Source organism: Rhodococcus sp. M8 (assembly GCF_015654185.1).
GTDB classification, from domain to species: Bacteria; Actinomycetota; Actinomycetes; order Mycobacteriales; family Mycobacteriaceae; genus Rhodococcus; species Rhodococcus aetherivorans.
Genome location: NZ_CP064065.1, coordinates 1,170,187 through 1,190,512, shown reverse-complemented (window position 1 = coordinate 1,190,512; position 20,326 = coordinate 1,170,187). Strand labels below are relative to the sequence as shown.

The 20,326-nt window shown below is 71.5% G+C and carries 20 protein-coding genes and 1 riboswitch; of the genes, 14 read left to right on the top strand and 6 right to left on the bottom strand.

The annotated features are described in order from the left end of the window. The first annotated feature begins 196 nt into the window (after window positions 1–196). Together ctaC and ISO16_RS05280 are read left to right on the top strand one after the other, a co-directional pair. Complete coding sequence (gene ctaC / locus ISO16_RS05285) at window positions 197–1,261, top strand: aa3-type cytochrome oxidase subunit II (RefSeq protein WP_139311014.1); 1,065 nt, start codon at window positions 197–199, stop codon at window positions 1,259–1,261. A 31-nt stretch (window positions 1,262–1,292) separates the two neighbouring features. Continuing rightward, window positions 1,293–1,709, top strand: coding sequence for a cytochrome c oxidase subunit 4 (locus ISO16_RS05280; protein ID WP_006940002.1), 417 nt, complete (start codon window positions 1,293–1,295; stop codon window positions 1,707–1,709). 832 nt (window positions 1,710–2,541) lie between these two features. Here ISO16_RS05280 and qcrB read toward each other — a convergent pair. The 4 genes from qcrB to ctaE form a co-directional block, all read right to left on the bottom strand. Then, window positions 2,542–4,188 (bottom strand): cytochrome bc1 complex cytochrome b subunit, encoded by a 1,647-nt coding sequence (qcrB, locus tag ISO16_RS05275; RefSeq protein ID WP_029544233.1) that lies wholly within the window; start codon window positions 4,186–4,188, stop codon window positions 2,542–2,544. Next, a complete protein-coding gene (gene qcrA, locus ISO16_RS05270; RefSeq protein ID WP_029544230.1) occupies window positions 4,185–5,312 on the bottom strand; it encodes a cytochrome bc1 complex Rieske iron-sulfur subunit in 1,128 nt (375 codons plus the stop codon). Before qcrA ends, qcrB begins: the two co-directional genes overlap by 4 nt. Continuing rightward, entirely contained in the window at window positions 5,309–6,178 is an 870-nt protein-coding gene (qcrC, locus tag ISO16_RS05265; RefSeq protein ID WP_006932071.1) for a cytochrome bc1 complex diheme cytochrome c subunit, read from the bottom strand. The genes qcrA and qcrC overlap by 4 nt, the downstream gene beginning before the upstream one ends. 63 nt (window positions 6,179–6,241) lie before the next feature. Further along, complete coding sequence (gene ctaE, locus ISO16_RS05260) at window positions 6,242–6,853, bottom strand: aa3-type cytochrome oxidase subunit III (RefSeq protein WP_006932077.1); 612 nt, start codon at window positions 6,851–6,853, stop codon at window positions 6,242–6,244. A gap of 137 nt (window positions 6,854–6,990) precedes the next feature. Here ctaE and ISO16_RS05255 point away from each other — a divergent pair, with 137 nt between their 5' ends. Together ISO16_RS05255 and trpD are read left to right on the top strand one after the other, a co-directional pair. Beyond that, window positions 6,991–7,437, top strand: coding sequence for a hypothetical protein (locus tag ISO16_RS05255; protein ID WP_072635443.1), 447 nt, complete (start codon window positions 6,991–6,993; stop codon window positions 7,435–7,437). A gap of 68 nt (window positions 7,438–7,505) precedes the next feature. Further along, the gene (gene trpD / locus ISO16_RS05250) at window positions 7,506–8,576 is read left to right on the top strand and encodes an anthranilate phosphoribosyltransferase (protein WP_170914098.1); all 1,071 of its coding nucleotides are present in this window, start codon (window positions 7,506–7,508) and stop codon (window positions 8,574–8,576) included. A 26-nt stretch (window positions 8,577–8,602) separates the two neighbouring features. Here the strand turns inward: trpD and ISO16_RS05245 are convergent, their stop codons facing one another. Beyond that, the gene (locus tag ISO16_RS05245) at window positions 8,603–8,878 is read right to left on the bottom strand and encodes an Lrp/AsnC family transcriptional regulator (protein WP_006932084.1); all 276 of its coding nucleotides are present in this window, start codon (window positions 8,876–8,878) and stop codon (window positions 8,603–8,605) included. Between the two features lie 41 nt (window positions 8,879–8,919). Next, on the bottom strand, window positions 8,920–10,701 hold the full coding sequence (locus tag ISO16_RS05240; protein ID WP_072635441.1) for a DEDD exonuclease domain-containing protein: 1,782 nt from the start codon (window positions 10,699–10,701) through the stop codon (window positions 8,920–8,922). Between the two features lie 452 nt (window positions 10,702–11,153). Continuing rightward, window positions 11,154–11,321: riboswitch (cyclic di-AMP (ydaO/yuaA leader) on the top strand. A gap of 14 nt (window positions 11,322–11,335) precedes the next feature. On the opposite strand from ISO16_RS05240, the gene ISO16_RS05235 reads away from it, so the two are divergent. From ISO16_RS05235 to ISO16_RS05190, 10 genes are all read left to right on the top strand, one after another. Beyond that, window positions 11,336–11,917 carry a C40 family peptidase gene (locus ISO16_RS05235; RefSeq protein WP_072635440.1) on the top strand — a complete coding sequence of 194 codons (582 nt, stop codon included), beginning with the start codon at window positions 11,336–11,338 and terminating at the stop codon, window positions 11,915–11,917. A 202-nt stretch (window positions 11,918–12,119) separates the two neighbouring features. Beyond that, window positions 12,120–13,166 (top strand): NlpC/P60 family protein, encoded by a 1,047-nt coding sequence (locus tag ISO16_RS05230; protein WP_139311013.1) that lies wholly within the window; start codon window positions 12,120–12,122, stop codon window positions 13,164–13,166. Window positions 13,167–13,224: 58 nt separating this feature from the next. Next, window positions 13,225–14,553: a hypothetical protein gene (locus ISO16_RS05225; RefSeq protein WP_072635439.1), complete on the top strand. Its 1,329-nt coding sequence runs from the start codon at window positions 13,225–13,227 to the stop codon at window positions 14,551–14,553. A gap of 42 nt (window positions 14,554–14,595) precedes the next feature. After that, complete coding sequence (locus tag ISO16_RS05220) at window positions 14,596–15,723, top strand: glycosyltransferase family 4 protein (protein WP_006933343.1); 1,128 nt, start codon at window positions 14,596–14,598, stop codon at window positions 15,721–15,723. 77 nt (window positions 15,724–15,800) lie between these two features. After that, entirely contained in the window at window positions 15,801–16,199 is a 399-nt protein-coding gene (locus ISO16_RS05215; protein ID WP_072635438.1) for a polyketide cyclase / dehydrase and lipid transport, read from the top strand. Between the two features lie 129 nt (window positions 16,200–16,328). Continuing rightward, window positions 16,329–16,766 (top strand): SRPBCC family protein, encoded by a 438-nt coding sequence (locus tag ISO16_RS05210; RefSeq protein ID WP_006933347.1) that lies wholly within the window; start codon window positions 16,329–16,331, stop codon window positions 16,764–16,766. Between the two features lie 32 nt (window positions 16,767–16,798). After that, the gene (locus tag ISO16_RS05205) at window positions 16,799–18,019 is read left to right on the top strand and encodes an ArsA family ATPase (protein WP_072635437.1); all 1,221 of its coding nucleotides are present in this window, start codon (window positions 16,799–16,801) and stop codon (window positions 18,017–18,019) included. Then, window positions 18,016–18,423 carry a hypothetical protein gene (locus ISO16_RS05200; RefSeq protein ID WP_072635453.1) on the top strand — a complete coding sequence of 136 codons (408 nt, stop codon included), beginning with the start codon at window positions 18,016–18,018 and terminating at the stop codon, window positions 18,421–18,423. Before ISO16_RS05205 ends, ISO16_RS05200 begins: the two co-directional genes overlap by 4 nt. A 19-nt stretch (window positions 18,424–18,442) precedes the next feature. Continuing rightward, the gene (locus ISO16_RS05195; RefSeq protein WP_072635436.1) at window positions 18,443–19,417 is read left to right on the top strand and encodes an ROK family protein; all 975 of its coding nucleotides are present in this window, start codon (window positions 18,443–18,445) and stop codon (window positions 19,415–19,417) included. A 131-nt stretch (window positions 19,418–19,548) separates the two neighbouring features. After that, window positions 19,549–20,286, top strand: a complete 738-nt coding sequence (locus tag ISO16_RS05190; RefSeq protein ID WP_006933354.1) for a lysophospholipid acyltransferase family protein — start codon at window positions 19,549–19,551, stop codon at window positions 20,284–20,286. The last annotated feature ends 40 nt before the right edge of the window (window positions 20,287–20,326 follow it).

Below are 20,326 nucleotides of genomic sequence, written 5' to 3'. Positions count from 1 at the left end.
TGGCAGTATGCCGCAGCCCGGGGGTCGCGGCAGCCGGTGGCCGGCGTCGACCCGGGCCGTGAGCAGCGGGCTCGCGACGACGCGACACGTTGTGTGCGCCCCGGGGATGGATCGCGGCCGGGTTTGGTCTACGCTGCGTAGTAATTGGGTCTGCCCTCCGGGTGTGCCCTAGTGGAATTGCGGCGATCAGGAAGGCGTGAACGTGGCGCAAGGTCGGATCCTTCGGCGGTTCGGGCTGGCAGCATCTCTCGGTATTGCAGCCGTGCTGCTGACGGGATGTAGCAGCGAGGAAGTCCTGCGTTTCGGCTGGCCGGAGGGGATTACCCCGCAGGCCGAGCGTATGCGTGAGCTGTGGACGTGGTCGGTCGTCGCCGCCCTCGTCATGGGTGTACTGGTGTGGGGCCTGACCTTCTGGGTGGTCATCTTCCACCGCAAGAAGAAGGACTCGCCGGAGTTCCCGCGGCAGACGGCCTACAACGTGCCGCTCGAGCTGCTGTACACGGCGGTCCCGTTCGTCATCATCGCGGTGCTGTTCTACTTCACCGTGGTGGTGCAGAACTACGTCCTCGAGAAGGAGGACAACCCGAACGTCGTCGTCGACGTCACGGCGTTCCAGTGGAACTGGAAGTTCGGCTACCGCACCGTCGACCTCGGTGAGGGCACGGCGCGCTACGAGGGGACGGACGAGATCGCGCAGGCCGCGGTCGAGGGCGACACCGAGGAGCATGCCGGCGGCGAGCACGAGATCCCGGCCCCGATCCACGGCCAGGAGGCCGAGGACCTGTCGTACCTGCACTACAACAAGATCGAGACGGTCGGCACCAGCAACGAGATCCCGGTCCTCGTCCTGCCGACCGATCGCCGGATCGAGTTCGTGCTCGCCTCGTCCGACGTGATCCACTCCTTCTGGGTGCCGGAATTCCTGTTCAAGCGTGACGTCAACCCGAACCCGCTGAACAACAGCTCCGATCCGGTCTTCCAGATCTCCGAGATCCAGGAGGAAGGCGCGTTCGTCGGCCGCTGTGCCGAGATGTGCGGCACCTACCACGCGATGATGAACTTCGAGGTCCGCGCGGTGAGCCCGGAGCGGTTCGCGGAGTACATCGAGCTCCGCAAGCCCGTCGAGGACGGTGGCGAGGGCCTGACCAACGCGCAGGCGCTCGAGCGCATCGGCGAGTCCCCGGTCGCGACGTCCACCACCCCCTTCAAGACCGACCGCACCGACCGCGCGGCCAGTGGTGTCGTCACCGCGGGCGAATGACCGGTAAACCTCCGACCAAGGACAAGCTGATATGAAGATCGAAGCCAAGCTCTTCGAAGTCGTGACGGTGTTCTTCGTGCTCGTCGCGATCGTGTACGGAGTGTTCACCGGCCTGTCCCGCACGGGCATCGAGTGGGCCGGCCTGACGGCGATCGTGCTCTCCGCCGGCCTGACGCTCATCGTCGGCACCTACTTCCGGTTCGTGGCCCGTCGCCTCGACACCCGCCCGGAGGACTACGAGGAGGCCGAGATCAGCGACGGCGCAGGCGACCTGGGCTTCTTCAGTGCGGGTAGCTACTGGCCGATCCTGCTGGCCGGGGCGGCTGCGTTCGCCGCCATTGCGCTGGCCTTCTTCCAGCCGTGGCTGATCGTCCTCGCCGTGATCCTGATCCTCGCTGCTGCGGCCGGCCTGGTGTTCGAGTACCACGTCGGACCCGAGAAGCACTGAGCGCACACAGCGCGTAGATCCGATGCCGCGGGGCGGCCTCACCACACGGTGAGGCCGCCCCGCGGCCGTTTCCGTTCCGTGCCCGGACGGGGAGCCTCGGGCCGTGCTCGCCGTGCGCGGTTCGCATCACGGCTCGGCGGGGTGTCACCGGGGGAATCGTCCATGGCCCGGTCGTGGGGAACGGGGCCGACGCCGGGGGTGCCGGGCGGGCAGTGTCGCGGCGCGCCGTTGTCCCGCCGCGAGAGCCTTCACGCCTACTCACCCGCCCGGCGTAGCCACGGCGGATCCACAGGCGGGCGCTGCTGAGGTACTACGGCGGCGACCTCGTCGAGGTGGCGCTCGCCGTCGTGCCGGCGGTGGGGCGATACCGCGCCGAGGGTCGGAATCGAACCCGGATGGTCCCGTCGGAACGCGGCGGCAGGACACCGCGCGGAACGCGGCGGCAGGACACCGCGCGGAACGCGGCGGCAGGACACCGCGCGGAACGCGGCGGCAGGACACCGCGCGGAACGCGGCGGCAGGACACCGCGCGGAACGCGGCGGCAGGACACCGCGCGCCCCCGGGCAGACGCCGATGCGGTACCGCGCTCGCACCGACTCGCCTACCGCGACACGCCCGGCCCGTCCGAGGGCCGGTGAGCCGACGGTCCGCTCGGGTTCCCGGCCGTCCGTCGCAGTGGGGGAGGGGTGGGGTGCGGGGACCGGATCCGGTCGTCCGCACCGACCGGAAGCCACCGGGGATGGAAGCCGCAGGGGACCACGGAGAAACGGGAGGGGCCCCGAACCGTTTCCGGTTCGGGGCCCCTCCCGTGGTTTCGGACTCGAGCGACCGTCAGTGCGCCTTGCCGTCGCCGTCCGTGGTGCCGTGGACGCGCGTCTGGTACTCGCTCAGGATGGCGCGCTGCTCGACCTCGGCCTCGTGGTGCGCGGCCTCGAGTGCCGTCGCCTCCTCGGCCGGGTCCGCGCTCCACCAGCTGCCCGCGCCGGGCTTGCCGGCGGTGCCGAGCTTGTTCATGCGCTTCGGCACCGGAGCACCCTGGTACTCGAGCGGAATCGGGTGACCGTGGTCGTCCACCGGGCCGAGCGGCTGGTGGATCTCGATGTACTCGCCGTGCGGCAGGCGACGGACGATGCCCGTCTCGATGCCGTGCTCGAGCACCTGGCGGTCGCTGCGCTGCAGGCCCAGGCAGAACCGGTAGGTCAGGTAGTAGGCGAGCGGCGGGCCGAGCAGGATGCCGATGCGGCCGATCCACGTCATCGCGTTCAGCGAGATGTCGAACTTGTAGGCGATGATGTCGTTGATGCACATGATGGTCGCGATGGCGTAGAACGTCAGAGCCATCGCGCCGATCGCGGTCCGGACCGGCACGTCCCGCGGACGCTGCAGCAGGTTGTGGTGCGCATCGTCCTTGGTGAACTTCTTCTCGATCCACGGGTAGGCGATGAGGACCGTGAAGACCAGGCCCATGATCACTGCGATCCAGAACACCGCGGGGATCGTGTAGCGGCCGAACAGGTAGATCTCCCACGCCGGCCAGATACGGGCCAGGCCGTCCGTCCACATCATGTAGATATCGGGCTGCGAGCCGGCGGACACCTGCGACGGGTTGTACGGGCCGATGTTCCAGACCGGGTTGATCTGCAGCAGACCGCTCATCAGCGCCAGCACGGCGAAGGTGATGGCGAAGAACGCACCGGACTTGACCGCGAACACCGGCAGGATCCGGACACCGACGACGTTCTGCTCGGTACGGCCGGGGCCGGGGAACTGGGTGTGCTTCTGGTACCAGACCAGGGCCAGGTGGGCTGCGATCAGGGCGAGGATGATGCCCGGAATCAGCAGCACGTGCGCGACGTACAGGCGCGGGATGATGAGCATGCCGGGGAAGTCGCCGCCGAAGATCAGCCAGTGCATCCAGGTGCCGATCACCGGGATGCTGATGGTGATGCCGGACAGCGCGGCCCGCAGGCCGGTGCCGGAAAGCAGGTCGTCGGGCAGCGAGTAGCCGAAGAAGCCCTCGAACATCGCCAGGATCAGCAGCAGCGAGCCGATCACCCAGTTCGCTTCACGCGGACGGCGGAACGCACCGGTGAAGAACACGCGCAGCAGGTGCACGATGATCGACGCGGCGAACATCAGCGCAGCCCAGTGGTGGATCTGCCGGACGAACAGACCGCCGCGCACCTCGAAGGAGATGTCCAGGGTCGTCTCGTACGCACGCGACATCGTGACGCCGCGCAGCGGGGTGTAGGCGCCGTCGTAGGTGACGTGCGCGAGGGACGGATCGAAGAACAACGTCAGGTACACACCCGAGATCAGCAGGATCACGAAGCTGTACAGGGCGATCTCACCCAGGAGGAAGGACCAGTGGGTGGGGAACACCTTGTTGATCTGACGCCGCAGCCCGGCCGCCGGGTGATAGCGCGAGTCGATGTTCTCCGCCGCGTGGGCGGCGCGGGATGGTGTTGCAGTACTCACGGGCGACGCTCCCAAAATGCCGGACCGAGAGCCTCGATGAAGTCACCGTTGGCGACGAGGAAGCCCTCTTCGTTCACTGTAATAGGCAACTGCGGCAGTGCGCGAGCAGCAGGACCGAACAGGGGCTTGCCGTACTCCAGGGCATTGAACTGCGACTGGTGGCAGGGGCACAGGATGCGGTTGGTCTGCTGTTCGTACAACGACGTCGGGCAGCCCAGGTGAGTGCAGATCTTCGAGTAGGCGAAGTAGTCGCCGTAGTTGAAGCTCTCCTGACCCTTACGCTTGATCGCCCTCGCCGTGTCCTCGGTCCGGAGGCGGATCAGCATGACGGCGTTGCGGATGCCGCGCAGGCCCTCGAGGAGGGCGTGCTCGTCACCGCGGTCCGACTCGCGGAAGGGGAACACGGTCTCCATGCCGCCGGCATCGAGGTCCTCCGGGCGGACCAGGACGATGTCGTTCGGGCGTCCGGTGTCGCGACGCAGGTAGATCGTCTCGCCCGGGTACCGGGGTGTCCAGCCCGAGACCCACAGCGGCGACTCGTCGCCCTCGGCCCAGGGGTTCTTGATCAGGCCGCCGAGCGGCATGATCAGGCCGAGGCCGAGCGCGCCACCACCGAACAGCGCCGTGCGCTTGATCAGCTTGCGACGCGGCAGCGTGGAGGTGTCCAGCGAGTCGGAGAGCTCGGCGACGATCGTCCGCCGATCGACCTCCGAAGAGACTCCGTCGTGCCGATCCTGGATCGACACCTCTTCCGGGATGAACTTCTTGGTGAACTGCACCGCGCCGACGCCGACGCCGAGGATGGCCAGACCCAGGGTCAGGCCCAGCAGCGGCGTGTACAGGTTGTACAGCGTGTAGTTGTCCTCACCGGGGCCCTGGTACTCCCACGGCCAGAAGATGAAGACCGCGATGAACGCGAGAGCCGACACACCCGCCAGCCCGAACCAGAAGGCGACGTTCCGTTCCGCGCGCTTCTCGGCGCGCGTGCCCGCGACGGGCCAGCGGTCCTTGCGGAACGCCACGTCCACGCCGTCGAGGTTGGTGCCGAGCGCGACGAGATCGTCGCGGCTCATCTGATCGAGGTTCTCGATCGTGTGCTTGTTCGGCGTTTCGCCGCCACTCATGACCTTGCTCCGATCCACAGTGCCGCACCGACGACGGCGACGATCCCGACCACCCACATCGTCGGGCCCTCGGAGGCGGGGCCGAAACCGCCCAGGCCGTATCCGCCGGGGCTGTTCGTCTCGCCGGAGGCCTTGACGTAGGCGATGATGTCCTCCTTCTCCTCCAGCGTGAGCTGACGATCGGAGAACTTGGGCATGTTCTGCGGGCCGGTCAGCATCGCCGTGTAGATCTGCTGCTCGTTCGCCGGATCCAGCGCCGGCGCGAACTTGCCGGACGACAGCGCGCCGCCGCGGCCGGTGAAGTTGTGGCACGAGGCGCAGTTCTGGCGGAACAGCTCGCTGCCGCGGGCGACGTCGTTGCCGCGCAGCGAGGACTGGGCGATCTCGCCGTTCTCGTCACGGATGAGCGTCGGGCCGCCGCCGTTGGCCTGGATGTACGCGCCGAGGGCGTCCGTCTGGGCCGCGTCGAACTTCGGCGTCTTGCGCACGGCCTGGGCCTCGTTGCGCATCATCGGCATGCGGCCGGTGGAGACCTGGAAGTACACGGCCGCCTCGCCGACACCGATCAGGCTGGGGCCGCGGTCCTGCACACCCTGCAGGTTGGCGCCGTGGCACGTGACGCAGGAGGTCTCGTAGAGCTGCTTGCCTTCGCGGATCAGGGCCGACTGGTCCTCGTTCGCCGTCGCCACCTGCGGCGCGGGAGTCAGCGCGGAGGCGAGGAAGCCGGCGCTGAGCAGGCCGAGGGCGAGCACCAGCGCACCGGTGACGCGGCGGCGCAGCTTGCGCTGACGGCGGGACTTGGCGGACGCGGCCGCGGACTGACCGGGCATGTCACCCTCGGAAGCGAGAGGTGGGGATGAACTCATCTGTATCCCTTTGGTATGTCGGGACGGACTGGACGTCAGGGGGCTGCCTGGGCGTTCAGCTGGCTAACGGATGAAATAAATCGTGGCAAACAGCGCGATCCACACGATGTCGACGAAGTGCCAGTAGTAGGAGACGACGATCGCCGCGGTGGCCTGCGCCGGCGTGAACTTGCTGACCCTCGTGCGCACGAGGAGGAACACGAAGGCGACGAGGCCGCCGATGACGTGCAGGCCGTGGAAGCCGGTCGTGATGTAGAAGACCGAACCCCACACCATGCTCGAGATCGTCACGCCCTCGCCGACCAGCTGGGTGTACTCGAAGCCCTGGCCGAGCACGAAGAACGTGCCCATGGCGAGGGTGATGATGTACCACCGCCGGAGGCCGAACACGTCGCCACGTTCGGCTGCGAACACACCCATCTGGCAGGTGAAGGAGGAGGCGATCAGCACGAGGGTGACCGGCACCGCCAACGCCAGATTGAGGTGGACAGGCTCCGGCGGCCAGTTGCCGTCGGCCTGCGCCCGCGCCACGAAGTACATGGCGAAGAGCCCTGCGAAAAACATGAGCTCACTGGACAACCACACGATGGTGCCGACGCTGACCAGATTGGGCCGGTTCAGCGAGTGCACGCGCTGGGTGATTGCAGTTCCTGAAGTCCCTACTGCGCTCGTCACGTTCGCAAGTATGACTGCTCGTAGTAACTCGTGGGCAATCGGGGCCGAAATCGGCGCGTCTTCGCTGGTGGACGCCGTGCGATAGCGTTTTCCGGGGGCGGTCGTGCACCGCCCGTGGCGCGTGGGATCGTGGTGCGATGAGCAGTGGCGGAGGGGTGTGGGGCCGGGTCCGGCGAGCGTTCTCGCGCAGGGGACCGGAGCCCCTGGATCCGGCACGGCCGGACCTGGTGGTGGTGGTCTCGTCCTTCGACGACGTCGAGGCCTGTTCGACCGCCCTCGAGCGGGGCGCGGCGACCGAACCGGCCTGGTCGCCGGAGTCGGAGGCCGTCCTGCGGCACCATCTCGAGCTGCCGGCCGATTCCGTGGAGCGGGCGATCGCCCTGGCCGCGCAGGACGGGTACGCCCCGGCGCAGCCGGCGAACCCGGCCGGGCCCGGCCTCCAGGCCGTCCTGCTGCAGCGGGTGCAGGTGCTCGATGCGCTGCACTGTTCGCAGGAGCGGTCGCGGATGGCCGGTCTGGCGCAACGGCTCGGCGGTACCGCGCTCGGGTGGGACGCCCTGCAGCCGGAGATCGGCGCTGGCTAAGCTCTTCCGGCATGCGCCGCCGACGACGGCGGCGCACCGAGGAGCGAGATGCGGCGAGGGCAGGTGCGATGAACGCTGGACGACAGGCGGATGCGGTGGTCCGGAGCTGGCCGACGGTCCTCGGTGCGCTCACCGCCGGACGCGACCTCGCGCGTGCGGAGGCCCAGTGGGCGATGGACGAGATCATGTCCGACAACGCCACGGCCGCGCAGATCGCCGCGTTCGGCGTCGCGCTGAAGATGAAGGGGGAGACGCCCGAGGAGCTGCTCGGCCTCGCCGATTCGATGCTGGGCCACGCCCGGCTGGTGCCGGTGGACGACGACGTCGTCGACATCGTGGGCACCGGCGGGGACCGGGCGAACACGGTCAACATCTCGACCATGGCGTCGCTGGTGGTTGCCGCATGCGGCATCCGCGTCGTTAAGCACGGCAACCGGGCGGCATCGTCGAAGAGCGGCGGCGCGGACGTGCTCGAGGCGCTCGGCGTGCACATCAGCCTCGGCCCCGAGGCCGTCGCGGAGTCGGTCGCCGAGGCCGGCATCGGGTTCTGCTTCGCCCCCGTCTACCACCCGGCGCTCCGGTTCGCGGCCGCACCGCGTAAGGAGATCGGTATCCCGACGGTGTTCAACGTGCTCGGGCCGCTGACCAACCCGGCCCGGCCCCGCGCCGGCCTGATCGGATGTGCCTTCCCGGAGCTGATCGGCACGGTCGCCGGTGTCCTCGCCGAGCGGGGCAACTCGGCGCTCGTCGTGCGGGGCGACGACGGACTGGACGAACTGACCACCTCCACGACGTCGACGGTGTACGTCGTCCGGGACGGCAGCGTGAGCACCGTGAGCCTGGATCCCACCGACCTCGGCGTCGCCCGGGTGCCGCTGGACGCGCTGCGCGGCGGCGACGCCGCCGAGAACGCCGTGATCGCGCGGGCGGTGCTCGCCGGGGAGCACGGGCCGGTACGCGACGCGGTCCTGCTGAACGCCGCCGGGGCGATCGCCGCCTTCCGGGGGTTCGAGGGATCGCTCGCCAGTGCCCTGGCGGCGGGGATGCAGACGGCAGCCGAGGCGCTGGACTCGGGCGCGGCGGCGGCGGTGCTCGCCCGCTGGGTCGAGGTGACCAACCGGCTCGCCGCCGCGGGCTGAGCGCGACGACGGGCCGGGCGTCCGTCCTATTCGCCGATCGAGAACCCGGCCTCGACGTCGGCGCTCGAGTACGACTGGAAGGCGATGTGCGTCGCCGTCCTGGTCACGCCGTCGAGTTTGTTGATCCCGCGGGTGACCACCTCGGCGATCTCCTCGTGGTCGCGCACCCGCAGCAGCGCGATCAGGTCGATGTCGCCGGCGCACGAGTACACCTTGTCGACGCCGGCCAGGTCCGCGACCGCCTGGGCGGTCTCCGGGATGCGGTGGGCGTCGGCGTGGATCAGGACGATGGCGTGGATCATTGCTCTCCTCGGCTTCCGGGGACGGACCTGCGGGCGAGCCCTCAGCGTAGGGGGTGCGCGATCGTGACCGGCTCGGCCCCGGCGCGTGCCGTTCGGGCGAGCTCACCCCACTGCGCCCACGCCCCGGCGCCGCGGAGCGGCTCGGACCAGCCCTGGGTGGTCCGGACGATGCGGACTCCGTCGTCGTGGAGCCAGCGGGCCAGCAGTCCCAGTTCCTCGACGAGCGCACCCCGCAGCGGCGCGGTCGTCGGGCGCACGGTCTCGGCCGCGGCGGCGATCGCGTCGACGACGGGCATCGGCGGGACGCCGCGTGGAGCGACTCCCGCTGCCGCGAGCCGGCCGGCCCGGATCACCGCGAACTCCCAGCCCCCTTCGGCGCGTCGGCGGGCGGCGATCAGCTCGTCCACCGCCGCGAGGGCGGCCAGGCGCTGCGTCCGGCGCAGCGCGAACACGGCGTCGGCCGCCCGGTCCCGCAGCCGGGCCGCGCTCTCGAACAGTTCGGCGGCGCCGAGATGGTCGATGCGCTCGCGCATCCGATGCAGCGGCGCGTCGTCCTCCCCGCGCAGCAGCGCCCGGGCGAGGTCCACCTGCCGCGCGTACTCGACGGGGGTCTGCAGCCCGGCCGCGGCGGCGGCGCAGGCCCCCACGGCCTCCGGAGGGCAGTGCTCGCCGTGCCGTTTCGTGCGGGGGATGCGCCGGGTGCAGGTCCGCAGCAGGCAGAACTCGGCGACGGTGGTGGCGACGGCGACGGCGTCGGCCCGCGACGAGAACGGGCCGACGGCGTCGGTCGGGCCGCCGCACGTCGGCGCCGGGGGCGCCGTGGTCGGTGTGCGGACGACGGACAGCCGGGGGAACGCCTCGTCCGTGAGGGTGATCCACCAGCCCCGGCTGGGGAACTTGGAGCGACGGTTGTAGGGCGGGGCGTGCGCGGCGAGCAGCCGCAGCTCCCGCACCCCGGCCTCGAGGGCGTGGGCGCACTCGACGTGATCGATCCGGGTGGTGAGTGCCACCATCTCCTTCAGGCGGGGCCGGGTCTCGGATCCGGTGAAGTACTTGCGCACGCGGCGGCGCAGGTCGACCGCGGTCCCGATGTACAGCACCTCGTCCGAGGGCCCGCGGAACAGGTACACGCCGGGCCGCCGCGGCAGGTGCGCCGCGAGGGACCGTTTGGCGCGTTGCTCGGCGGTGACGGCCGGCAGATAGTCCCGCAGTTCGGTGAGGCTGTGTACCCCTTGGTTGCCGACGCGGTCGATGAGCGCGTGCAGGACGTCGACGGTTGCCCGGGCGTCGTCGAGGGCGCGGTGCGTGGGTGTGGTGGACACCCGGAACAGCTCGGCGAGCGCGGACAGCCGCACGGACGGTGCCTCGTCCCGGCCGAGGACGCGGCGCGCGAGCTTGACCGTGCACAGTACCTGGAAGCGGGGCCACGCGACCTCGGACCGGGACGCCGCGGCCCGCAGGAATCCCACGTCGAAGCCCGCGTTGTGCGCGACGAGCACGGATCCGGCGGCGAACTCGAGGAACGAGGGCAGGACCTGCTCGATCCGGGGCGCGGCACGGACCATGGCGGTCGTGATGCCGGTGAGCTGCACGATGTTCGGGGGGATCGACCGGCCCGGGTCGACGAGCGTGGCGAACTCGCCGAGCACCTCGCCGCCGCGGATCTTGACCGCCCCGATCTCCGTGATCGCGTCGTCCGTGGAGCTGCCGCCGGTGGTCTCGAGATCGACGACGACGAAGGTGGTCTCCCGCAGCGGCGTGTCCAATTCGTCGAAACCGAGCTGCACCCCGACGGCGGGCTCGGTTCGGTGGGGCACGGTCACGACGCCAGGGTAGGGGGCGGGTCCGACACCCCGGGGACGGGGCGGAGACACCCGGAACGGTCCGGGGAGACGAGGATCACACCTTCGGTCGGCCGTGTGGGTGTGGGCGGCGGCGCGAGAGGGTATCGATACCGCGACCGGAGGGCAGGCGCCGCCTCGGTCGGCGGCTTCTCGCTTCGTCGATGCGCTCGCGATCGCCGGTTCGACCTGCGACAACGCGACGGGTTCCGGGCGCAGGCCGCCGGAGGCGCCCGGAGCGGCCGCGGGCCTGCCGCGTCCCGAACCGACCGTTATGTTTCCGTGATCGAACGGGCCGGGCCGTCGGACCTGAATCGGACATACCCGTCAATCCGCGGCGTCTCCGGCGCGGACGGTCGACATCCTCCGATGCGATTTCGTAATCTTTTCGAGACCAAGCGGTGAGGATGTCGAACCACCAGAGGGGAGACGCCGCTCGGTCACCGCCTAATCGGCGCACCCGCAGCGGGTGCCCGAGCCGGGGACCCACGTTGTCCTCTGGGGTGAATCCCCTCCGACCGCGCCAGCGGGACGAGGGGTAGGGCTGATCTTCCCAGCCCGAACCCGTCAGCTAACTCGGTCGGCGGACGAACGGAAGAAATGGAGCAACCCCCTCGTGGCGTCTCAGATTTCCAAGCGCACCGTGCGGCGCGCCGTCGTCGCCGGTGCCCTCGCTCTCGGCGCGGTCACTGTTTCGGCGGGTCCCGCCCTCGCGGAACCGATCACCATTCCCGGCGTCGGCTCGTTCGAGCTGCCGGCGGGTGTGACCCTCCCGCCGGAGGTCACCAACCTCGTCCCGCCGGCCCCGCAGGGTGCCGCGCCGGCGCCGGCCGCGCCCTTCAGCGCGCCGGTCACCTCGGTCGCACAGCGCGCCGTGGACGCCGCTCACACCAAGCTCGGCGCCCCGTACGTCTACGGCGCCGCCGGCCCGGACGCCTTCGACTGCTCCGGCCTGGTGCAGTGGGCCTACAAGCAGGCCGGCCTGAACCTGCCGCGCACCAGCTACGAGCAGGCCTCCGCCGGTCGCGCCGTGGACATTTCGGCGCTGCAGCCCGGCGACGTCGTGTCCTTCTACGGCGGCAGCCACTCCGGCATCTACATCGGCAACGGCAACGTCATCCACGCGTCGACCTCGGGCCAGCCCGTGAAGGTCGCCCCGGTGAACTCGATGCCGGTCGACGGGGCCCGTCGCTACTGAGCGACGACTCGACGACTGCCACGCAGTGGCGCAGCGGGGGCGGACCGGTCGATGCCGGTCCGCCCCCGCCGGTTTTCCGGGATTCGCCTACCCGGCGCTGCGTGACCTACCGGTGGGTAGACACGAACCAATGCCCTTCCGTAACCTGATCGAGATTTTTCGGGTAACGGGTGCGCAACGTCGAACGAAAGGACCTGGTCCCGTGGTGGTGGACAGGACGAAACGGTCGCTTCGGGCGCTGGTGGCAATCGGAGTGCTGCTGACGCTGGCGTTCGCGGCCGCCCCGGCCGGAGCCGACCCGGTGGGGGAGAGCCCCACCGTCGCCCTGGAGCGGCTCGCCGAGCTGTCGCGCAAGTCCGAGCAGACCACCGAGGCGCTGCACAACGCCGGAATCGATCTCGACGCGAAGGTCGACGCCCAGCGCGCCGCCGACGCGGAGCTGGCCCGCGACCGCGAGGCGCTGGCCGCCGCGGAAGCAGAACTCGCGGTCTTCCGCCCGACCGTGGACAAGCTCGCCGTCGCCAATTACCGCGGTGCCCGCACCAACCGGCTGTTCGCCCTGATGGTCAGCGACTCACCCCAGCAGCTGCTCGACCAGATGTCGGCGCTCGACCTCATCGCCCAGGAGACCGCCGACCAGGTCGCGGGATTCCGCACCGCGTCGTCGGCCGCCGCGGAGGCGGCGCTGGCGTCCCAGCGCTCGGTCGACGAGGCGCGTGCCGCCGCCGAGCAGGCGCAAGTCGTGCGCGACGATCTGCAGCGGCAGCAGAGCGAGCTCGAGGCCCAGATCGACGAGGTGCTCGCCGCCTTCGCCGAGCTGAGCGCCGAGGAGAAGGCCACGCTGGCCGGCGCGCCGTTCCCGCCGGGATTCGACGCCGAGAAGATCCTGTCGGGCCTCGCCCCCGGTAGCGGCAGCGGTGCCCTGCAGGCCGGCATGACCAGGATCGGCAGCCCGTACAGCTGGGGCGCCACCGGCCCCTCCGCGTTCGACTGCTCCGGCCTCGTGGTGTGGGCCTACAAACAGATCGGCAAGAACCTGCCGCGCTCGAGCCAGGCCCAGGCCCAGGGCGGCACCCCCGTCCCGCGCGACCAGCTCCAGCCCGGCGACGTCGTGACCTTCTACGACGACGCCTCGCACGTGGGGCTGTACGCGGGCAACGGCAACGTCCTGCACGCCTCCACGTACGGCGTGCCCGTCAAGGTCGCCCCGATGGACAGGATGCCGTTCCACAACGCCCGCCGGTACTGACGCCCGTCGTGCCGCCACCCCCACGGCGCCGGTGTGAGCGCGACCTACACTGGCCGCCGTGCCCGCGCCTGATTCGTCCCGCCGTCCCCCCGGCAGCCGCCGGTGGGAGCGACTCGGCGTGGCCGGGCTGATCGTCGCGGTCGTGGCCGTCGGCCTCACGCTCGCGTTCACGCCCGACGACGAGCCGGCCGAACCGGCGTCGCGCACGGCCGTGCAGGGGCTGCTCGACACCTGGTCCCGGGCCGTTCGCTCCGCCGACCGGGCGGCGTTGGCGGCCCTCGTGGACCCGCAGGCCCGCCCGGGGTTGCTCGACGCGGAGGTGCGGCGCGCCGAGGCCCTCGCCGCGTTGCCGCTGGCGGACTTCGGTTACGAGCTCGGCCAGGACCCCGGGACCGACGTGACCGACGACGTCGGGGCCCGCCTCGGCGCCGACGAGGCCCGCGCCCACACCGTCCTGCTGCGCTACGCCGTCGAGGGCATCGACGACGAACCGACGCGCAAGCCCGTCACGCTGCTCCTTGCCCGCCGGGGTGAGCAGTGGCGCCTCGTCGACGACCGCCCGCTGCCGGGTGCGGAGACCGCCACCTGGCGGGGGCCGTGGGACTACGGGCCGCTGCTGGTCCGGGCCGTGGACACCGGGGCCGGGGGGCGGTCCCTCGTCGTCGGGCACCCCGAGCACTCGTCCCTCGTCTCGGACATCGCCGGCGAACTCGAGGCCGCGGTGGAGGCCGTGGACGCCGCGTGGGGAACCGAGTGGCCCCGCCGCGCCCTCGTGCTCGTCACCGCCTCGCACGACGAGTTCACCGCCCAGGTCGGCAGCCGCTACAACGGCGCGGAGATCGCCGCCGTCGCCGTGTCCGACGCTGTCGACCACGAGCGCGGCGAGACCACCGGCCAGCGCATCGTCTTCAGCCCCGCCGCCGGGCAGCGGCTGGACGCGGCGGGCCTGCGGGCGATCCTGCGCCACGAACTCACCCACGTCGCGGCCCGCACCGACACGGTCGACGGGTCGCCGCTGTGGATCCTCGAGGGCTACGCCGACTACGTGGGCTACCGCAACGCCGACGGTGCCCTCGGCGTCATCGCGCCCACCCTCGCCGCCGCCGTCGCCGAGCGTGGGGCGCCCACCGCGCTGCCTGCAGACGCCGACTTCGCCGGCGACGGTGCGCGTCTGGCGTACGAGAGCGCGTGGTCGATCGCGACGTTCGTCGCCGGGGAGTTCGGCGGCGATCGTCTCACCGCCCTGTACCGGCGGCTGGCCACCGGGCCCGTCGACGCCGCGGAACTCGACGCCGCGCTCGGCGACGTGCTCGGTGCGGATGCGGAGCAATTCGTCGCCCGATGGCAGACCTGGCTCGAGGCGCAGGTGCCGGCCCGGGTCGGCTGACCCGGCGTCCGCGCCCGCCACGGCACCGCCTACGGTGAGCGCATGCCCCGAACGCTGCTGGTCACCAACGACTTTCCGCCCCGGCCCGGGGGGATCCAGTCCTACCTGCAGGCGTTCGCGTCCCAGTTGCCCCCGGACGAACTCGTCGTGTACGCCCCGCGATGGCGCGGTGACAGCCACGTGAAGTTCGACGCCCGGCAACCCTTCGAGGTTGTCCGCCACCCCACCACCCTGATGCTGCCGACCCCCGCAGTGGCACGGCGGGCCACCCGGCTGATGAGCGACCGGGCCTGCGAGAACGTGTGGTTCGGCGCCGCGGCGCCGCTCGCCCTGCTCGCGCCCGTGCTGCGCCGCGCCGGTGCCCGCCGGGTCCTGGCCAGCACCCACGGGCACGAGGTGGGCTGGTCGATGGTGCCCGCCGGACGGCAGGCGCTGCGCCGCATCGGTGACCACACCGACGCCGTCACGTACGTCAGCCGGTACACCCGTGGTCGATTCGCCTCGGCGTTCGGGCCCGGCGCGGGGCTCGAGCATCTGCCCTCCGGCGTGGACACCGAGGTGTTCCGGCCGGACCCCGCCGCTCGCGCGGAACTGCGCGCCCGGTACGGGCTGGGCGACCGGCCCACCGTGCTGTGCCTGTCCCGGCTCGTGCCCCGCAAGGGCCAGGACATGCTCATCCGTGCGCTGCCGGAGGTCCGCCGTCGCATCGACGGGGCGGTGCTCGTGATCGTCGGCGGCGGCCCGTACCAGGACCGCCTCCGGGACTTGGTCCGCGCGGTCGGGGTCGACGACCACGTCGTGATCACCGGCGGGGTGCCGGCTGCCGAACTCCCCGCCCACCACACCATCGCGGACGTGTTCGCGATGCCGTGCCGTACGCGCGGCGCCGGCCTCGACGTCGAGGGTCTCGGGATCGTCTACCTCGAGGCGTCCGCCACCGGGGTGCCCGTGGTGGCGGGCCGGTCCGGCGGTGCGCCGGAGACCGTACGCGCAGGGGAGACCGGGGTCGTCGTCGACGGCACGTCGGTCGCGGCGGTCGCGGGCGCCGTCGCCGACGTCCTCGCCGACCGCGACCGGGCGGCGGCGATGGGCGCGGCGGGCCGCGCCTGGGTCGGCGCCGAATGGCGGTGGGACGTGCTCGGTGCGAAACTGCGGCGCCTGCTGGCCTGACGCCCCGACCGGCCCGCGCGCCCGACCGACCCGGCCCCCTGGACGAGCCGGAACCGGCGGTGTGTGAAGCTTTCCCCGTGAGCAGCATTCAGGTGGCCGATCAGACCTTCGTCGCCGCGTCGCCGCGGCGGATCGCGGCCGAGATCGCCGAGCCCCGCCGCTGGCGTGCGTGGTGGCCCGACCTGGCTCTGACGGTCCGCGAGGACCGGGCCGACAAGGGCATCCGGTGGTCGGTCGCCGGCGCGCTGAACGGCACGATGGAGGTCTGGCTCGAGCCGATGCTCGACGGCGCGATCGTGCACTACTTCCTGCACTGCGAACCGACCGGGGTGCCGCCGGAGCGGGTGGGCGGACTCGACCTCGCCACGATGAACCACCGGCGTCGCGTCGCCGGCAAGGCCATGACCTTCGACGTCAAACGGCGACTGGACGCGGGCCGCGCCGCCGGCGAACCGCCCCAGGACGGAAATCCCTGATCCGACGGCCGAGCACCTGCAGGCGACGAGCCCTCCCCGGAACTACTACGGTGTGATAGACAACGGTTCCCGCGTGTGCCGACCGGTGGGACGGACGGCGGGGACAGAGGGAAAGGAAGCGTTGGTCGCATGGCCGAGAAGACCAAGAGGTCGATCACCATCGATGCTCCGTCCGATCGGGTGATGGCCGTGATCGCCGACTTCGACGCGTACCCCGCCTGGGTTTCGGCGGCGAAGTCCGTGGAAGTGCTCGCCGTCGAGTCCGGAGGACGCGCGGAGCGGGTCCGGTTCGTGCTCGACGCAGGGGTGGTGCGCGACACTTACGAGCTGGTCTACCAGTGGGCCCCGGACGGCCGATCGGTCAGCTGGGAGCTCGTCGCGGGCGAGATCCAGAAGGCCCAGTTCGGCTCCTACATCCTGACCGAAGCGCCGGAGGGCGGCACCACCGTGTACTACGAGCTGACGGTGGACCTGACCATCCCGATGATCGGCCTGTTCAAACGAAAGGCCGAGAAGGTGATCACCGACACCGCGCTGAAGGAACTCAAGAAGCGGGTGGAAGGCTGAGCGGGCACGCCGGGCGGCCCGGCCCCGCCGCCGTGCAGCTCTTCGTCGGCAAGGGGGGCACCGGCAAGACGACCCTCGCGGCGGCGACCGCCCTCGCGGCGGCTCGTTCCGGGGTTCGCACCCTCGTGGTCTCCCTCGATCAGGCGCACTCGCTGACGGATGTGTTCGCCGTCGACCCGGCGACGCCGGGATCCGTCGATGCGCGCATCGTCCCGGTCACCGACGGCCTCGACGCGCTGGAGATCGATTCGCTCGCCCTGCTCGAGCAGCGCTTCGCGCTCCTGGCCGCGCTCGCCGCCGCCGGCGGCGCCCACGAGCACGGCGACCGGTTCGGCATCCCGGCACCCGAGGAAGTCACCGGGCTGCCCGGCGTGCAGGAGATCCTCGCCCTCGGCGAGGTGGCCCGCCTGGCCGACACGGGACGCTGGGACGCGGTGATCGTCGACCTCCCCGCGTCCGCGGACGCCTTCCGCACGCTCGCCGCGCCGGCGACGGTGTCGGAGTACATCGAGCGGATCTGGCCCCGGCACAGCCGCATCGTCGCGGCGACGGGTGCCGACCCGCGTCTGGCCCTGGTCGTGGCGCTCGTCGACCGCGTCGTCGACCACACCGCGACCGTGCGGGACCTGCTCGCCGACCACTCCCGCACCTCGGTCCACCTCGTCGCCACCGCCGATCGACTCGGCGTCGCCGAGGCGCGGCGGCTGCGGTCCTGGACGGCCCTGTCCGGTCTGCGGCTGGCGCGCGTGCTCGTCAATCGGACCGTCCCGGACTTCCCGGCGGACGAGGCCGGGCCCGCCGCGACCTGGCTCGCCGAGCAGCGCGGGGGGCAGCGCCGGATCGTGGCGGAGATCGCGACGATTCTCGGCGCCGTCGCCGTGGTCGAGTGCGAGCAGCGATGCACCGAACCGGTAGGGTTGGCCTCTCTGGCGGCGCTTGCGGAGTCGCTGTACCCGGACGGCGTGGCGCCGCATACGCCGGAGGATTCCGGCGTGGAGCCGGTGCGGGTACAGCGCGAATCGGGGACAGGGGTGGATGCGGTGTACACGATGCGGATGCATCTGCCGCTGGCGGACGCGGCATCGCTGACACTCGGCCGGGTGGACGACGACCTGGTGATCGGCGCCGACGGGATGCGTCGCCGGGTGAGGCTCGCGTCCGGTCTGCGGCGCTGCACCGTCTCCGGCGCCGAGTTCGAGGGATCCGACCTGCTGGTGCGGTTCCGTCCCGATCCCGCGGTGTGGCCGCAGTGAGCGCCGATCACGACGTCCTCGTCGCCGAACTGCGGGCGCTGGCCGACGCCGTCCTCGACCGGCTCGAGCAGACGGTGCAGCGATTCGCCGAACCCGCACCGCCCACCCGGCCCGCGCCCGGCCCGACGACCGGGGACGCGGCCGCCGCGCCCGCCTCGGCGCCGAGCGGATGCAGCTGGTGCCCGCTGTGCGCCGTCGCGGCCGCGGTGCGGGGCGAGCCACATGAGCTCCTCACCCGCCTCGCCACCCAGATCGCGGCCCTGATCGCCCTGCTGCGGGACCTGCTCGCCCGGTACCTTCCGCCCCCAGGGGCCGGCCCCGACGGGCCGGATCCGCAGACCCCGCCCCCGGCTCCCGGCCGCAGCGGTGCGTTCGTGCCGATCTCGGTCACGATCCGGCGCTGATCGGGTCCACACCGTGAGCATGGATCGACTCACGATCGGAATCGACGTGGGCGGCACCAGCATTCGCGCGGCCGTCGTCGACGGCACCGGATCCGTCGTCGACACCGTCCGGTCGCCGACCCCGCACTCGGGCCGCGCCCTCGAGGATGCCCTCGACCGCACCGTCGCCCGCCTGGCGGGACGCAACGAGGTCACCGCCGTCGGGCTCGCCGTCGCCGGATTCCTCACCGCCGACCGTCGCGTCGTCCGTTTCGCCCCGCACCTGCCGTGGGCGGACGTGCCCGTGGCCGAGCGGATGAGCGCGCGGATCGGCCTGCCGGTGATCCTCGAGCACGACGCCAACGCCGCGGCGTGGGCCGAGTACCGGTTCGGTGCGGCCGCCGGTGTCCGCACGACCGTGCTGGTGGCCGTCGGCACCGGCATCGGCGCCGCCCTGCTCCTGGACGGTGTGCCGTTCCGGGGCGCGCACGGCATCGCCCCCGAACTCGGGCACCTGCAGGTGGTTCCCGACGGGCGGCCCTGCGCGTGCGGGAAGCGGGGCTGCTGGGAGCGGTACTGCAGCGGCACCGCGCTGGTCGACACGGCGATCGAATTGCTCGCGGCAGACCCGGACCGGTCCTCCCCGCTCACCCGTGACGTCGCGGCGGATCCCGGGGCGCTGACCGGACGACGGATCGCCGGGGCCGCGCAGGACGGCGACCCGCTCGCCGTCGCGGCGATGGCCGAGTTCGCCCGTTGGCTCGGGCTGGGCCTGGCGATGGTCGCCGACCTCTACGACCCGGACCTGGTCGTCATCGCGGGTGGGGTGTCGGGGTCGGCGTCTCTGTTCCTCGACGACGCCCGCGGTCACTACGCGGCGGCCCTGACCGGGCGTGGTCACCGGCCGCTCGCCGGGGTCCGCGCCGCGCACCTCGGCGACGCCGCCGGCCTGGTGGGCGCGGCCGACCTCGCCCGCGAATCGTCCCGGTCCGGACGAAACGGACCAGGCGGCTGAGATGATCGTCACGTCCATCGCTGTGAGGCGGGACCGCGGCGTGCCACGGTGTGCACGGCGACACCCCGCCGTCGTAGAGTCGACCGGCAGGCACGATCTGCCTGCGCGTTTCGGAGACGGGGAAGGACGCCATGTGGTATTGGCTTTTCAAGTACGTCCTGCTGGGGCCGCTGCTCTGGCTCATGGGGCGGCCGAAAATCGAAGGGGCGGAGCACATCCCGACCGACGGCCCCGCGATCCTCGCCAGTAATCACAAAGCCGTCCTCGACTCCTTCTTCCTTCCCCTGGTGGTACCGCGGCGCATCACCTTCCTCGCCAAGAGCGAGTACTTCACCGGCCCCGGGCTCAAGGGCCGGTTCCAGCGCTGGTTCTTCTCCGCGGTCGGGCAGGTCCCGATCGACCGCACCGGCGCCGACGCCGCGCAGGACGCCCTCAACGCCGGCGTCCGCGTCCTCTCCCAGGGCAAGCTGCTCGGCATCTACCCGGAGGGCACCCGGTCGCCGGACGGCCGCCTCTACAAGGGCAAGACCGGTATCGCCCGGCTGGCCCTGCAGACCGGCGTGAAGGTCATCCCGGTGGCGATGATCGGCACCGACGAGATGAACCCCATCGGGTCGAAGATGTGGAAGCCGGCCAAGGTGACGGTCCGGATCGGGGAACCGATCGACTTCTCCCGCTTCGAGGGCATGGGCGGCAACCGTTTCGTCGAGCGCACCGTCACCGACGAGGTGATGTACGCGCTGATGCGCCTGTCGGGCCAGCAATACGTCGACATCTACGCGGCCTCCCTGAAGAACCGGCCCGCCGAACAGGATGCGGCCGCCACGGCCGCCGACGCTGATCGCCTGCCCGACACGCAGGCCGGCTGACGCCGGATACCGGCGACACCCGCCCGGCCGCGGCCGGGCA